Consider the following 13,922-nt stretch of genomic DNA (forward strand, 5'->3'; position numbering starts at 1 on the left):
GCGGATCGCAGTGGCAGTGTAAAAACTGTTCCCTGTCCGTTCGACACGGTTAACAACTGGGTAAGGGGGCTTAACAGCCCCCTTAACTTTTTACGATTGAGACGCCGTTCATTGGACCTCGCGCGGACCTTGGGGCAGCAGACGCATTTCAGACATCAAGGCAATCAGAACCTCGACATGATGCGCGATGGAGTATGAGGCATCGCCGGTTTTCCGCGTATCCTCCAATCGCGCTTCTTCCTGCAATAGGCCGTCAACGGCGTTTTCCGGACTGGGCGTATTGGCCGTTTTCATGAGCTTTTTGAGGTCTCTATCGCGATTATAGTCAACCAATCCGAAACGCGCTGCGCGCACCAAAATACGAGGGCGGCGAAGCATTTTAAAGCAAGTGAAGGCGTCAGTCATGGGGATCCCTTTCAGTGATTCCCCGTGATCATTACGCAACCATAGCGGGTGTTGCGTCGGCCCATTTGCACCGTTCGTGGCCTTTAACAAATCTTACCGCTTTGGCAACAATCCTTACAGCAGGCGATAGGGGTTAACGAACCGCTAACCAATCAAATGATAGGTCTAACCGGCTAAAATTCAACCTGCGGTTGCGCGGTGGGATATCGCGAAACGCACGGAATGCCAATTGGAAGGGGCTTGAATGCAAAACGCGACGCCATCTGGGATCGAACACAACACAGTACTACGCTGGCTGCCAGACGAAGTTCACCTATATCTTAAACATACCGAAAAAGGCGCTTCGATCCGTGCGCTTGCGCGCGATATGGGCGTGCATGCGTCAACCGTGATGCGGCAGGTTCGCAAAACGGAGGCGCGCCGAGACGATCCTTTGGTTGATGCACTGCTAACACGGCTTGGGGAAGGCCTGCGGGGCGGGCAAGCCGACCTCGAAACAACCGAGGCAACACAAGACACCACCGATGATGATCCGGTGTCCCCACATCTGCTCAGGCTCATGCGTGCCATGATTAAGGCGAAAGCGGTGATGGTTGTCAGTCAGGGCGTGGATACCGCCGTCGTTTTGGCCGCACGCGAGGACGGTGACCCCATCGCTTTGGCAAAAGGCCCGACCGAGGTGGTCGAGGTTATGGCGCTAAGAGGCTGGATCGAAGGCACGACGCACGGGCGGGTTTGCCGATATTATATGACCGCGGACGGTCGTGTGGCCCTGAACCGGATGTTGGCGCAGATGGAAAGCCGCGCAACTGGGTCAGCGGACGACCGGAAGGGGTTTTCTGGCATCCAGATGGGTGCAGGCTTTACTGTCTCAGGCAAAACAACCCGGAGATCGAAACGGCCGATCGGTGCCGACAGCCCGGTGCGTGTCCTTGGGCGTGCCAAAGGACGCCAACAACCCTATCTTGCGCCCGAACTTGTCACCGCAGCGGAACGCCTGCACCGTGACTTTGCTTTGGGGCAGTTTGAGCTGTCAGGCACGGCGACATGGGACCGGGTGCAGGCCGTGATCCGGTCGACAGCCCCTTCAGGCAATCCTTCAGATCGAAAAATTGATGCCCGGCAGCGGTTTTCAGTGGCAATTGATGCTTTGGGACCAGAGCTTGCGCAGATAGCCATGGCTGTGTGTTGCCACGAAAGGGGGATGGAACGGATCGAGGCGGATATGTCGATGCCAGCCCGATCTGGAAAGTACATGTTGCGTGTCGCACTTAGCTATCTGGCGCGCCATTACAGCAAAGTGACGGGTGACGATCACGACCTGATCTATTGATGTGCGTCAGGCTGCGGATTGGCCAGAAAGACAGATAGCTCTTCGGGCGTCACAATTCGAAAGTCCAAGCCGGGATAAAGATGTCTTAACTCGCGTTTGATGATGGCGGGGTTCGGCAAGGTTTCTGTGCGGATCAGATAGGTGCCTTGAAAGTCACAGATGTGCAAATGTTGTCCAATTTCAATGCAGTCCATCTGTGAACAGAACAACGCCGACAGGACCGTTCGAATTGATCGCTGTTCAAAATCGTCGCGCGTCATTTTGGTAAAGGTGTCGCAAGGCAAGTGTAAGATGCGGTAGGCGTCCGAGGAAAGAGATTCAACGAATTCTTCGCCTCCCAATGCCAATAGCACTGGATTTTCGACGCGGCGGCTTGTCATCAACCCGGTTCCCGTATCTGAGGATACATATTCCTCATTTTTCCACTCGATAGGTCGGGGACCAATGCGCCCCGCCAATCTGCTTGTCTTCGAAAACACACATATAAGGCGATTACTCGGTTTGCAATTCCCCCTTGGCGCGGATTGTTGCATTTTTGTTGTTTGACGCACCGTTATTATCGGGCCATCTCATGGCGCAACGGAAATGCTGCTCAGGCGGGGACGTGATGTCGCTTAATGAAGTTTTACAGGCCGTGCCTCTGCCGGCTTTGATGATCAGTCCTGATCAACGTGTCACGCACCAGAATGACGCGGCTTTGGATTTTTTTGGTTCAAACCTGGTTGGCCGTCACGTCGCCACCGCCATTCGCCAACCCGCGCTGCTTGAGACTGTCGAAGCGGTGTTGGCCGGCGCTCCGATAACCAGCGTTCGGTATCTGATGTCGAAACTCGGTCGTGAATTGACCTTCGATGTCCATGTTGCACCGGTTCCGTCAGAGACAAGCGTAATTCTGACCTTTCTGGATGTGTCACCGCATGAAGAGGCGGGACAGATGCGGTCGGATTTCGTGGCGAATGTTAGCCATGAATTACGCACGCCATTGACCGCGTTGTCGGGGTTTATCGAAACTCTTCGGGGGCCAGCGCGCGATGATCCCGAGGCTCGAGCCCGGTTCTTGGACATCATGGACGGCGAAGCAAACCGCATGAACCGGCTTGTAAGCGATCTGCTGTCGCTCAGCCGTGTTGAAGACATGGAAAGATTGCGGCCTACGGATGTGATCGAATTGGATCAGGTTATCCAGACCGTCATCACCGCGCTTAGTCCCGCGGCCAAAGATCGCCGAGTCCAGGTCAAGACTGAGTTTACTTCGGATGGCCCGACCACAGTTGCGGGCGACCGGGATCAACTGGCCCAAGTGTTCACCAACCTGATAGAGAACGCGATCAAATATGGGCGTAAGGGCGGGTCAGTTTTGGTGACCCTCCGCCGATTGGACATGGTGTCCGCCTTCAAGGGGCCGGGACTGCAGATCACCGTGCAGGACAACGGCGACGGCATTGATCCAAAACACTTAGGACGATTGACCGAGCGGTTTTACCGCGTGGATGACCACCGGTCGCGTGCTTTGGGCGGCACCGGGCTGGGGCTTGCGATTGTGAAACACATCATTAATCGCCACCGAGGGCGGTTGCGAATAGAAAGCACGCTGGGCGAAGGCAGTTCTTTCTTCGTCACACTGCCTCAGACAACAACGTCTTGACGCCCGCGCCACAGACGAGACCGTCCTTTTTGAAAAGTTTCGGCGTTGGACGCCTGTTTGTCACACTACTTTTACAAAACTTACACAAAAGCTTTGATCAACACGCCTAGGACAGGCGCATGTCGTCCAAGGGGACGATTTAATTCAAACAGGAGAAATCCATGTCCTTTGTGAAACTGACCGCCTCGACGCTCGCGCTTGCTGCAGTGTCTGCCACCGCTGCACACGCCCGCGACCAAGTACAGATCGCTGGTTCGTCGACCGTATTGCCCTATGCCTCAATCGTTGCGGAAGCGTTTGGAGAAAACTTTGACTTTCCGACACCGGTTGTGGAATCGGGTGGGTCGTCGGCCGGTCTGAAGCGGTTCTGCCAGGGTGTTGGCGAAGAACATACTGACATCGCGAATGCCTCGCGGGCGATCCGTGAGAAAGAAGTGAAGGCCTGTGCTGAAAACGGTGTGACAGACATTATCGAAGTCCGCATCGGGTATGACGGCATCGTGTTTGCCTCGCAGATCGACGGTCCTGACTACACGACCTTCACCCAAACAGATATCTTCAATGCGCTGGCTCCTAAAGTCATGGTTGACGGCGCACTGGTTGATAACCCCTACAAACAGTGGGCGGACTTCAACCCCGATCTGCCTGCCGAAGACATTCTGGCGTTCATCCCCGGCACCAAGCACGGTACCCGCGAAGTGTTCGAAGAAAAAGTCGTTGCAGCAGGCTGTGAAGCGACCGGCGCCATGGAAGCCATGATTGCTGGCGGTATGTCGGAAGACGACGCCGAAGACGCCTGCCTGGCAGTTATGTCCGACGGTCGTGCCGTCGACATCGACGGTGACTACACCGAAACTCTGGCGTCGATCGATGCAAACGCAAATGCTATCGGCGTTTTCGGTCTGGCCTTCTATGAAAACAACACCGACAAGCTGAAAGTCGCCACGATGGCAGGTGTCGCGCCGTCGACTGAAACCATCTCGACTGGTGAATACCCGGTGTCGCGCCCGCTGTTCTTCTATGTGAAGAAAGCTCATATCGGCGTGATCCCCGGCCTGAAGGAATATGCCGAGTTCTTCATCTCGGACGAGATCGCAGGCCCCGACGGTCCGCTGGCCGAATACGGTCTGGTTGCTGATCCGGAGCTTGAGGCCACACAGGCAGCAGTTTCGGCCGAAGACGCCATGATGAACTAAGACAATGTTGGCGCGGGGCATGGGTCCCGCGCCAATCTTCTGCCTTTCCCGGATCGGGCCAATGATCTGCACCGCCTCAGCTGCACGGGCTCTGATATGTCTGCTTTCTGGCTTCTCATCACCTTTCTAACGATTGCCGCCGTCGGCTTTGCCCTTGGCAGACACCGAGCCTTGGCCTCGGTTAATGGTGAACGGCGTCGACTTCATTCCTTGCCCAACTACTATGGCTCAAACGTCGCGATGATGGCTTTCGTCCCGGCGGTTTTTGTGCTGGCCGTTTGGGTGGTCGTTCAGCCGCTTGTCATCAATTCATCGGTATCAAAACATATCCCTTCCGGGCTTTATGAAACCGGTGGCGAGCTGAACCTTATCATGAGCGATGTGCGCCGCGTGGCCGATGGATTGGATCTAGCCGTCAAGGACGGAATGCTAAGTGCGGATGAAGCGTCCACGTTCAACAATGAAGCGAAAGACCTACGCGCCTTGCTCGGCAAGGTTGGTGTCGCGCTGGGGTCAGAGGTCCACCCGTCGGTTTTGTCGGCCGCGCAGGTGATGCGGGGGCAGGTTGCGACTGGTAATCTTTACAGGATGATCGTGCTTCTGGTGATCGCAGCAGCGGGGTTCTTTGTTGCCTTCCGTATGACTACGGGCGAACTTCGGGCGCGCAACATCGTTGAACGGGGTATTCGTGGCTTGTTGATCGCTGCAGCCTCTGTTGCGATTCTAACCACCGTTGGGATCGTCCTGTCTCTGATCTTCAACACGCTGGAGTTTTTCCGCCTTTATCCGGCCAAGGACTTCTTCACACTGCTTGAATGGGCGCCCAGCTTCTCGGGTCGCGGCGGCGCATCAAGCCTTGGCCTTTTGCCGCTTCTTTGGGGTACGCTTTACATCTCGCTCGTCGCGCTTCTGGTTGCAGTTCCGATCGGTCTGTTCGCGGCGATCTATCTGTCTGAATATGCGGGGCCGAAAGTGCGCAGCATTGCCAAGCCACTGCTCGAGGTGCTGGCCGGTATTCCCACGATTGTTTACGGTCTGTTTGCGCTTTTAACCATCGGCCCCATGCTTTTGACGGTTTTTGGCGATGAAGGGTTTGGATGGATGCAGGGGCAGCGCTCGGTTATGACGGCTGGTCTTGTGATGGGTATCATGCTGATCCCGTTCGTCAGTTCTTTGTCCGATGACATCATCAATGCGGTGCCACAAGCCATGCGTGACGGCTCGTACGGCCTGGGCGCGACCCAGTCCGAAACCATCCGCCAAGTGGTGTTGCCCGCAGCCCTGCCAGGTATCGTCGGGGCCATTTTGTTGGCCACCAGCCGTGCTCTTGGTGAAACCATGATCGTGGTGATGGGGGCAGGGGCCGCGGCCCGCCTGGACCTGAACCCGTTCGAGGCGATGACCACCGTCACCGCCAAGATCGTCAGCCAGCTGACCGGCGACAGCGATTTTGCCAGCCCCGAGGCGCTGGTGGCCTTCGCGCTTGGCATGACGCTGTTCATCCTAACCCTCGGCTTGAATGTCCTTGCGCTTTACATCGTGCGCAAATACCGGGAGCAATACGAATGACCGACGCATCTTTTTCGGACGGCGCACCAAATGACGCCCCGCGCGCCAAATCGTCGCTTCTGGCTCAAGACACGCGCACCAAGAAGCGCAACGCCGCCGAGGCGCGCTTTCGTGCCTATGGCATCTTGGCTATCGCGGTCGGCCTTGTGTTTCTTGCCGTGTTGGTCAGTTCGATCATCCATAAAGGTGTGGGCGCCTTCCAGCAGACCTTCATTACCTTGAATGTCGAACTTCAGGAGGCGAAACTGGACAAGTCCGGCAAGCGCGACATCGAAACGATCAAGAAGGTCACAACCTTTGGTTACAATCCGTTGATCGAGGCCGCGCTCGCGCAGGCTATTGCCGAAACCGGGATCGAGAACCCGTTCACCAAGGGCAAGGATCTGCGCAAGATGGTCAGTTCGGGCGCTGCTGCGGACATTCGTGACCAGGTCATCGCTAACCCCGATCTGATCGGAGAAACGGTGACCTTCAAATTGCTCGCCTCGTCCCGTGTCGATGGTTATCTGAAAGGTCGCGTGACCCGTGAAAGCCTTGCGCGTGACAAGAACCTGACGCCGGCACACCTTGATATCATTGACGCTTTAAAACAGGCTGATGTGGTGACGAAGACCTTTAACATGGATTTCATCACTGGCGCAGACGCGTCGGAAAGCCGTCCGGAACAGGCCGGGATTGGTGTTTCTATGCTGGGCAGTTTCTATATGATGCTGGTGGTGTTGATCTGTGCTTTGCCGATCGGTGTGGCAGCTTCGATCTATCTTGAGGAATTTGCGCCGCAAAACGGCTTCACCGATCTGATCGAGGTGAATATCTCGAACCTTGCTGCTGTTCCGTCCATCGTGTTCGGCATCCTTGGTCTGGCCGTCTTCATCCAGTTCGCGCACCTGCCCCAATCCGCGCCGCTGGTTGGCGGGCTGGTCCTGACCCTGATGACCTTGCCGACAATCATTATTTCGACACGTGCCTCGTTGAAATCCGTACCCCCATCGATCCGTGAAGCTGCACTTGGGGTGGGGGCTTCGAAAATGCAAACTGTGTTCCACCACGTGCTGCCACTGGCCATGCCGGGCATCCTGACAGGGACGATCATCGGTCTGGCTCAGGCCCTGGGTGAAACCGCGCCGTTGCTGTTGATCGGCATGGTGGGCTATGTGGCGTCGAATTATCCAGGCGGGATCGTCGACGGTTTCATGTCGCCAAACTCTGCCATGCCCGCCCAGATCTACGAATGGGCCAAACGCGCCGATCCCGCTTACTATGAACGGGCGTGGGGTGGCATCATTATCCTGCTTCTCTTCCTGATGAGCATGAATATCATCGCAATCATTCTGCGCCGCCGGTTCGAGCGCCGCTGGTAAGAAAGACGAAACACATGAACGACATGGCGAAGATTGAAAGGACCGTAGCGATGCAGGACATCAAGATCACGGCAAAAGGTGTGCAGGTCTATTATGGTGACACACACGCCATCAAAGATGTCTCGGTCGACATTCAGGACAACACGGTCACCGCATTCATCGGCCCGTCCGGTTGCGGCAAATCCACCTTCCTGCGCTGTCTGAACCGGATGAATGACACCATCGACATCTGCCGTGTCGAAGGGGATATTCGTCTGGACGGTGAAGACATTTATGACAAGCGCGTCGATCCGGTGCAGTTGCGCGCCAAAGTGGGAATGGTGTTTCAGAAGCCCAACCCGTTTCCCAAATCGATTTATGACAATATCGCTTATGGGCCGCGAATTCACGGCTTGGCCAGAAACAAGGCCGACCTAGACGATATCGTCGAAAAATCCCTGCGCCGCGGCGCCATCTGGGACGAGGTGAAAGACCGTCTTCAAGCCCCCGGAACCGGCCTGTCCGGTGGTCAACAGCAGCGCCTATGCATCGCGCGCGCCATTGCAACGGAACCAGAGGTTTTGTTGATGGACGAACCGTGCTCGGCCCTGGATCCGATCGCCACGGCGCAGGTTGAGGAACTGATTGACGAGCTGCGCGAAAACTTTTCGGTTGTGATCGTGACCCATTCGATGCAACAGGCCGCGCGGGTCAGTCAGAAAACCGCGTTTTTCCATCTCGGCGACCTTGTGGAATTTGGTGACACAGACAAGATATTCACCAACCCGGAAGACAAGCGCACCGAAAGCTATATAACCGGCCGGATCGGCTGACGACTGACCGCCCAGAGGGGCAGGGGAGAGACCCATGACGGACCAACATATCGCATCTGCCTTTGACCGTGACCTGGAAGAAATTCAGGCCCATCTGATGAAGATGGGTGGCATGGTTGAAGATGCCATCCGCGACAGTGCAAAATCGCTCAAGCGGCGTGATGAAGAGCTGGCTGAGGCCGTGCGCAAGAGCGACAAAAAAATCGACGCGCTGGACATGCAAATCAACGAAGAATGCGCACGCCTTCTGGCGCTGCGTCAACCGATTGCGTCCGACCTGCGCACGGTTCTGACTGTTATGAAAGTTGCGGGCAATCTTGAACGGATAGGAGACTATTCCAAGAACATGGCCAAGCGGACCTCTGTTTTGGTGCATATGCAACCCATCGACGGTGCATCCGGGGCCATCAAACGCATGGCGGGCGAGGTGCAGCACATGTTGTCCGATGCGCTGGATGCCTATATCCGCCGCGATGTCGCCGTGGCGATGGATGTGCGCCAGCGCGATCTGGAAATTGACCAGATGTATAACGCGCTGTTTCGCGAATTTCTGACCTTCATGATGGAAGACCCGCGCAACATCACGCCCTGCATGCATCTGCATTTCATCGCCAAGAATATCGAGCGCATGGGGGATCACGTGACGTCGATTGCCGAGCAGGTTATTTATCTGGTCACAGGTGAAGTTCCGGACGAGGCGCGGCCAAAAGGCAATGCGCCCAATTACGACACATTGACAGCCGCCGGGATTGAGGATGCGACATGACGGCGGATAAACCCTGCGTTCTTTTGGTCGAGGATGAGCCCGCTCAACGCGAGGTTCTGCGCTATAATCTGGGCGCGGAAGGGTATGACGTAACCATGGCCGAAAATGGTGATGATGCGTTGATCTTGATGGAAGAGGTCATGCCCGACCTTGTGTTGCTGGACTGGATGCTGCCTGGTGTTTCCGGCATCGAGATTTGCCGCCGTTTGAAGACCCGCAAAAAGACCAAAAATATTCCGGTGATCATGCTGTCTGCCAAGTCAGAAGAGGTCGACCGCGTGCGCGGATTGGAAACCGGTGCAGATGACTATGTGGTCAAACCGTTTTCTGTTGGCGAACTGATGGCCCGTATCCGCACCCAATTGCGCCGCACACGCCCCGCCGCTATTGGCCAGCAACTGGAATTTGAAGACATCATGCTGGATGGCGAAAGCCACAGGGTGACGCGGTCGGGGTCCGATGTGAAACTGGGCCCGACAGAATTCCGTCTGCTGGCAACGCTGATGGAAAAACCGGGCCGGGTCTGGAGCCGCGAACAATTGCTGGATCGGGTTTGGGGGCGCGACGTTTACGTCGATACGCGGACCGTCGACGTTCACGTCGGCCGGTTGCGCAAAGCGCTGTGCCGCCAGGGTGGTAGCGACCCACTACGGACGGTACGTGGCACCGGCTACGCGCTGGGGTAGGGCGGTCGGATCGGGCAAGGGATCGTCCTAAACCAGAAGCCAGGTCAAATATCCGATATAGCACATGACCATTATGGCGCCTTCACGACGCCCAACGCGCCAACCAGTTCGCGCAAAAAGGACCAACAGCGCGGTTGCCGCGCACATTATCCAAATATCGAACTGAATAATCTCGGGCGGGATCTGCATCGGCTGCACCAATGTTGTGATGCCAAGAATGCCAAGGATATTGAAAATATTGCTGCCCAGCACATTGCCAAGCGCCACATCACCTTGACCCTTCCGGACGGCAATCACGGATGTCACAAGCTCTGGCATTGACGTTCCGATGGCGACGATGGTCAGGCCAATGACCGCCTCAGATATCCCTGCAACCTGTGCCAACGTGACAGCGCCAGATACAAGGAACTTCGCGCCCAAAATGGTGACTAAAAGGCCGATTGCCGCGATCCCCAGATCGATACCAAGCGCATGACCGCGGACCGCAACAAGATCCGCTTCTGCTTCGTATACCGCACTTTCGGGGCTATCATCCAAACGGCGCTCGGTGATCAGCGTGTATGACAGATATAAGGCGAGCGCTAAGACAAAGGACAAACCCGCAAGCCTGCCAATGTCACCGATGAGCACCGCACCAAGGCATAGGGCGCTTGCCAGAACCATCACCAATCCGTCGCGTTTGAATGCTGCAGGATCAACAGCAATGGGCACAAGAAACGCCGCAATTCCAAGGATTAAAAGGATATTTCCGATGTTGCTGCCGATGATGTTGCCAACAGCTATCCCGGACGAGCCGTTTAGCGCTGCTTCAAGGCTCGTCACCAGTTCTGGTGATGATGTCCCAAAGCCAACGAGGGTCAACCCGATCACCATCGGGGGAAGGCCAAACCTTTGCGCCATAGCGACCGCACCACGAACCAGCATGTCACCACCGACAACCAGCGCCACAAGTCCAAGGAGGACAAATATCAAAGCACTCACGTCTTTTCTTTCTCAATGACAGGATCTGCGTGTTCGCATATATGATCGGGCTGCAGGTATACAACTGCGCCAAAGAATCCACTGGCTTCATTCCGCTTGCAAGCGCGCGCATACGGGTAAGGCTTCATTCGTGTATCAAACTTGGTCATTGGTCTGCTCGGCGCAATGACCTTAGATATTTATCAGCCAATGGGACCAATAGGTCACGCAGGTTCCCGCTCTGGCCTTAAGCGTATAATCAGTATTATGTTAATAGTGAAACTGACGGTATTGTATAGCTACATCAATTTAAGGCCGCAGAGCATTGTCTTTATGCGTTTATTTTTCATGCACGGCTGAACGGTTACTGCAATACTGATGAAATACGTAAGGTTTGCGCGCACTTAAGCCCGATTGATCCTGTTATCCCAAAACATCACCTGACTTTTCCTAAGCCAGTTTTTGGTCGAAAACCTGTTCTTCCTCGACAATTCATGTATTTGCCCTCAGAAAGTACGCTCGGGAGAAGGAAATTAACGATGATCTCATTGCTCGTCATAAATGGACCGAACCTAAATATGTTGGGGATACGCCAACCCGAGGTATATGGCCGCGACACCCTGCCTGGTATTGAAACGCTTTGTCGTGAACATGCGCAAACGCGTAATGTCGGGTGTGAGGTTTTTCAAAGCAACCATGAAGGCGCTTTGATAGATCAGATCCACGCGGCGCGCGGCAGCCATCACGGGATCATTTTGAACGCGGGCGCATACACACACACGTCTATTGCAATCATGGATGCTGTGGCGTCTGCCAGCGTTCCGACGATTGAGGTTCACCTGTCCAACATTCACGCGCGCGAGTCTTTCCGCCACACAAGCTATCTGTCCAAGGTGGCAGTTGGTCAAATTTGCGGGTTTGGCGCACATGGATATGTTCTGGCCATCGACGCACTGATTGCGCATCTCGCAGAGGCTGAGACCGCCTGAATGGATCGCATGCTCGAATACCTGTCTGATATCTGTCACAGCCGGTCTATTCCGGACTTGTGGGACAGGCATTGCCACGCCATGCTGGATTTCGGCTTTGACCGAATTGTCTATGGCTTGAGCCATTTCATGACGCCGAACTCAATCGGGCCGCGCGAAGATACCCTGTTCCTGTATTCTCACCCATCACAATACATGCGGCTTTTGTATGGTGACGACGAACTTTACCGCCATTCACCGATGATTGAATGGGCCGCGGACAATGGTGGCGCGTGCAGTTGGGCTTGGGTGCAAGACAACATTGGCAAGGTCAGCGAAATGGGCCAGCAGGTTTTGGACATAAATCGCAAGATGGACGTGACTGCCGGTTACACGATTTCCTTTCTCGAAACATCAAAACGTGAGCGCGGGCTGATGGCGTTGACGGCCAAGAAAGGCATGTCGCAGGATGATGTTGACGAAATCTGGGCGCGGGACGGGAAAAGGATCGAGACGATGAACCATATCGCGCATCTGAAAATCATGTCCCTGCCCCAACATACTGACCGGGCAAAGCTGTCAGCGCGTCAACGCGAAGTATTGGAATGGGTTGGTAGCGGTAAGACCAATCAGGATATCGCGACGATCATGGGTGTGACGTCAGCCACCGTCGAGAAGCACCTGCGAATCGCTCGGGCCAAACTGGGGGTCGACACCACTGCACAGGCCATTTTGAAGATTTCTTATCTGAATCAGATTCATTCTCCCGTAAGTTGATTGGAGCAAAAAATCTGATCTTATTGGCAGAAATTTTGTATCATTGTCGACCAATTGCGAACAAAAAATCAAGAAATAGTGACTTTACGGTAGGGAAACCCTGCCTTCCATTTGCCATCATTTTAGGGCAATATAATGTTGTTCCGTGAGTGGTGGCTTTGAAGCCGTTGGAACTTGAAGGGGTGGACGTACTGTGATTTCAGACAACGTCTCATTCTTCCGGGAAACCGGGAGCTGGTGTTGATGGATTATTCTTCCCAGAGACACCAGCAACCTACTTTTCTGGAAATCTAAACAGAAGCGCACATGTCCCGTGTGATTTCTTTGCGGCGTCAACCTTCCCGTTGGCGCCGCTTTAATGTCTGGTGACCGGAGGATGCCCGGCACACGTAAAACCAAACGTTTGAAGACAGGATTTTTACGGTTGGTCCCGGCACGAAAAAAGGGCCGGTCTCCCGGCCCTTCACTATTATTCTGCATTTAAACGTGGTTAGCCTTGAACGGCGGCTGCAACTTCGGCTGCGAAGTCCGAGGCTTCCTTTTCGATACCTTCACCGACTTCCATGCGAACGTAACCCACGATTTCGGCACCGGCTTCTTTGGCGGCGGCTTCAACCGTCAGGTCAGGGTTGATCACAAAGTCCTGCCCCAGCAGGGTTACTTCGGCCAGGAATTTCTTCATACGGCCTTTGATCATGTTCTCGATGATGTTCTCGGGCTTGCCGCTTTCGCGGGCTTGCTCGGTCAGGATGGTGCGTTCTTTTTCGACAACCGACGGATCCAGAACCGCTTCGTTCAGCGCCTGCGGATTGGCAGCAGCGATGTGCATTGCAACTTGGCGGCCGAAATCTTCAGAACCACCGTTCATCGCAACAAGAACACCGATTTTGCCCATGCCCTCCGCCGCTGCGTTGTGAACATAGGTCACTACGGTTTCACCTTCGACTGATGCCATGCGACGCAGCGACATGTTCTCGCCGATGGTGGCGATCTTGTTGGTGATCGTGTCGGCAACAGATTTGCCGCCCAGATCTGCTGCGTTCAAACCATCCACATCAGCGACGTTCAAAGCGGCCGACGCAATGGCCGAAACCATGTCTTGGAACTCTTTGTTTTTCGCAACGAAGTCAGTTTCAGAGTTCACTTCAACCGCGACGCCTTTACCACCGGCAACGGCAACGGCCACAAGACCTTCGGCAGCCGTGCGCCCAGCTTTCTTGGCGGCTTTCGCCAGACCTTTGGTGCGCAGCCAATCGACGGCGGCTTCCATGTCGCCAGCGGTTTCAACCAGCGCTTTTTTCGCGTCCATCATGCCAACGCCGGTGGATTCGCGAAGTTCTTTGACGAGTGCAGCAGTGACTGCCATATCTCAGCTCCTTGGTATCTCGGGGATGCTTGCGGCGCGGTGATGCACCGACCCCAGTCTCAATTCAGTGACAAAACG

Annotated in this window: 14 protein-coding genes; 10 read left to right on the forward strand and 4 right to left on the reverse strand. The window is 55.1% G+C overall.

The genetic code is table 11. The annotated features are described in order from the left end of the window. Positions 1–108 precede the first annotated feature (108 nt). Positions 109–405: a DUF6477 family protein gene (locus K3556_RS08180; RefSeq protein WP_312847250.1), complete on the reverse strand. Its 297-nt coding sequence runs from the start codon at positions 403–405 to the stop codon at positions 109–111. A 244-nt stretch (positions 406–649) separates the two neighbouring features. Between K3556_RS08180 and K3556_RS08185 the strand changes: the two genes are divergently transcribed. After that, positions 650–1,738, forward strand: a complete 1,089-nt coding sequence (locus tag K3556_RS08185; protein ID WP_260516315.1) for a helix-turn-helix domain-containing protein — start codon at positions 650–652, stop codon at positions 1,736–1,738. Here the strand turns inward: K3556_RS08185 and K3556_RS08190 are convergent. Next, on the reverse strand, positions 1,732–2,196 hold the full coding sequence (locus K3556_RS08190; RefSeq protein ID WP_260516316.1) for a hypothetical protein: 465 nt from the start codon (positions 2,194–2,196) through the stop codon (positions 1,732–1,734). The two genes, K3556_RS08185 and K3556_RS08190, sit on opposite strands and share 7 nt — an antisense overlap. A 149-nt stretch (positions 2,197–2,345) precedes the next feature. On the opposite strand from K3556_RS08190, the gene K3556_RS08195 reads away from it, so the two are divergent. The 7 genes from K3556_RS08195 to phoB all read left to right on the forward strand — a co-directional run bounded on the left by K3556_RS08195 (position 2,346) and on the right by phoB (position 9,773). Then, positions 2,346–3,383: an ATP-binding protein gene (locus K3556_RS08195; protein WP_260516317.1), complete on the forward strand. Its 1,038-nt coding sequence runs from the start codon at positions 2,346–2,348 to the stop codon at positions 3,381–3,383. Positions 3,384–3,544: 161 nt separating this feature from the next. Beyond that, a complete protein-coding gene (locus K3556_RS08200; protein ID WP_260516318.1) occupies positions 3,545–4,579 on the forward strand; it encodes a substrate-binding domain-containing protein in 1,035 nt (344 codons plus the stop codon). A 96-nt stretch (positions 4,580–4,675) separates the two neighbouring features. Next, positions 4,676–6,148 (forward strand): phosphate ABC transporter permease subunit PstC, encoded by a 1,473-nt coding sequence (gene pstC / locus K3556_RS08205; RefSeq protein WP_260516319.1) that lies wholly within the window; start codon positions 4,676–4,678, stop codon positions 6,146–6,148. After that, positions 6,145–7,509, forward strand: a complete 1,365-nt coding sequence (gene pstA, locus K3556_RS08210; RefSeq protein ID WP_260516320.1) for a phosphate ABC transporter permease PstA — start codon at positions 6,145–6,147, stop codon at positions 7,507–7,509. The genes pstC and pstA overlap by 4 nt, the downstream gene beginning before the upstream one ends. Before the next feature lie 14 nt (positions 7,510–7,523). After that, entirely contained in the window at positions 7,524–8,321 is a 798-nt protein-coding gene (gene pstB, locus K3556_RS08215) for a phosphate ABC transporter ATP-binding protein PstB (protein ID WP_260516321.1), read from the forward strand. A gap of 34 nt (positions 8,322–8,355) precedes the next feature. Beyond that, the gene (gene phoU / locus K3556_RS08220; RefSeq protein WP_260516322.1) at positions 8,356–9,087 is read left to right on the forward strand and encodes a phosphate signaling complex protein PhoU; all 732 of its coding nucleotides are present in this window, start codon (positions 8,356–8,358) and stop codon (positions 9,085–9,087) included. Then, positions 9,084–9,773, forward strand: a complete 690-nt coding sequence (phoB, locus tag K3556_RS08225) for a phosphate regulon transcriptional regulator PhoB (RefSeq protein WP_260516323.1) — start codon at positions 9,084–9,086, stop codon at positions 9,771–9,773. The genes phoU and phoB overlap by 4 nt, the downstream gene beginning before the upstream one ends. Positions 9,774–9,800: 27 nt before the next feature. Here the strand turns inward: phoB and K3556_RS08230 are convergent, their stop codons facing one another. Beyond that, the gene (locus tag K3556_RS08230) at positions 9,801–10,754 is read right to left on the reverse strand and encodes a calcium/sodium antiporter (protein ID WP_260516324.1); all 954 of its coding nucleotides are present in this window, start codon (positions 10,752–10,754) and stop codon (positions 9,801–9,803) included. A gap of 518 nt (positions 10,755–11,272) precedes the next feature. Here K3556_RS08230 and aroQ point away from each other — a divergent pair. Together aroQ and K3556_RS08240 are read left to right on the forward strand one after the other, a co-directional pair. After that, positions 11,273–11,722 (forward strand): type II 3-dehydroquinate dehydratase, encoded by a 450-nt coding sequence (gene aroQ, locus K3556_RS08235; protein ID WP_260516325.1) that lies wholly within the window; start codon positions 11,273–11,275, stop codon positions 11,720–11,722. Beyond that, positions 11,723–12,478 (forward strand): LuxR family transcriptional regulator, encoded by a 756-nt coding sequence (locus K3556_RS08240; protein ID WP_260516326.1) that lies wholly within the window; start codon positions 11,723–11,725, stop codon positions 12,476–12,478. A 490-nt stretch (positions 12,479–12,968) separates the two neighbouring features. Here the strand turns inward: K3556_RS08240 and tsf are convergent, their stop codons facing one another. After that, positions 12,969–13,844: a translation elongation factor Ts gene (gene tsf, locus K3556_RS08245; protein WP_260516327.1), complete on the reverse strand. Its 876-nt coding sequence runs from the start codon at positions 13,842–13,844 to the stop codon at positions 12,969–12,971. Positions 13,845–13,922 lie beyond the last annotated feature (78 nt).

The sequence above is a fragment of the Aliiroseovarius sp. M344 genome (assembly GCF_025140835.1).
Taxonomy (GTDB): domain Bacteria; phylum Pseudomonadota; class Alphaproteobacteria; order Rhodobacterales; family Rhodobacteraceae; genus Aliiroseovarius.

Excerpts from the sequence above, each read along its gene's own strand:
- pstA (WP_260516320.1), top strand. The coding sequence starts at position 6,145 with ATGACCGACGCATCTTTTTCGGACGGCGCACCAAATGACGCCCCGCGC.
- K3556_RS08195 (WP_260516317.1), top strand. The coding sequence starts at position 2,346 with ATGTCGCTTAATGAAGTTTTACAGGCCGTGCCTCTGCCGGCTTTGATG.
- K3556_RS08240 (WP_260516326.1), top strand. The coding sequence starts at position 11,723 with ATGGATCGCATGCTCGAATACCTGTCTGATATCTGTCACAGCCGGTCT.
- pstB (WP_260516321.1), top strand. The coding sequence starts at position 7,524 with ATGAACGACATGGCGAAGATTGAAAGGACCGTAGCGATGCAGGACATC.
- tsf (WP_260516327.1), bottom strand. The coding sequence starts at position 13,844 with ATGGCAGTCACTGCTGCACTCGTCAAAGAACTTCGCGAATCCACCGGC.
- phoB (WP_260516323.1), top strand. The coding sequence starts at position 9,084 with ATGACGGCGGATAAACCCTGCGTTCTTTTGGTCGAGGATGAGCCCGCT.
- K3556_RS08185 (WP_260516315.1), top strand. The coding sequence starts at position 650 with ATGCAAAACGCGACGCCATCTGGGATCGAACACAACACAGTACTACGC.
- phoU (WP_260516322.1), top strand. The coding sequence starts at position 8,356 with ATGACGGACCAACATATCGCATCTGCCTTTGACCGTGACCTGGAAGAA.
- pstC (WP_260516319.1), top strand. The coding sequence starts at position 4,676 with ATGTCTGCTTTCTGGCTTCTCATCACCTTTCTAACGATTGCCGCCGTC.
- K3556_RS08180 (WP_312847250.1), bottom strand. The coding sequence starts at position 405 with ATGACTGACGCCTTCACTTGCTTTAAAATGCTTCGCCGCCCTCGTATT.
- K3556_RS08200 (WP_260516318.1), top strand. The coding sequence starts at position 3,545 with ATGTCCTTTGTGAAACTGACCGCCTCGACGCTCGCGCTTGCTGCAGTG.
- aroQ (WP_260516325.1), top strand. The coding sequence starts at position 11,273 with ATGATCTCATTGCTCGTCATAAATGGACCGAACCTAAATATGTTGGGG.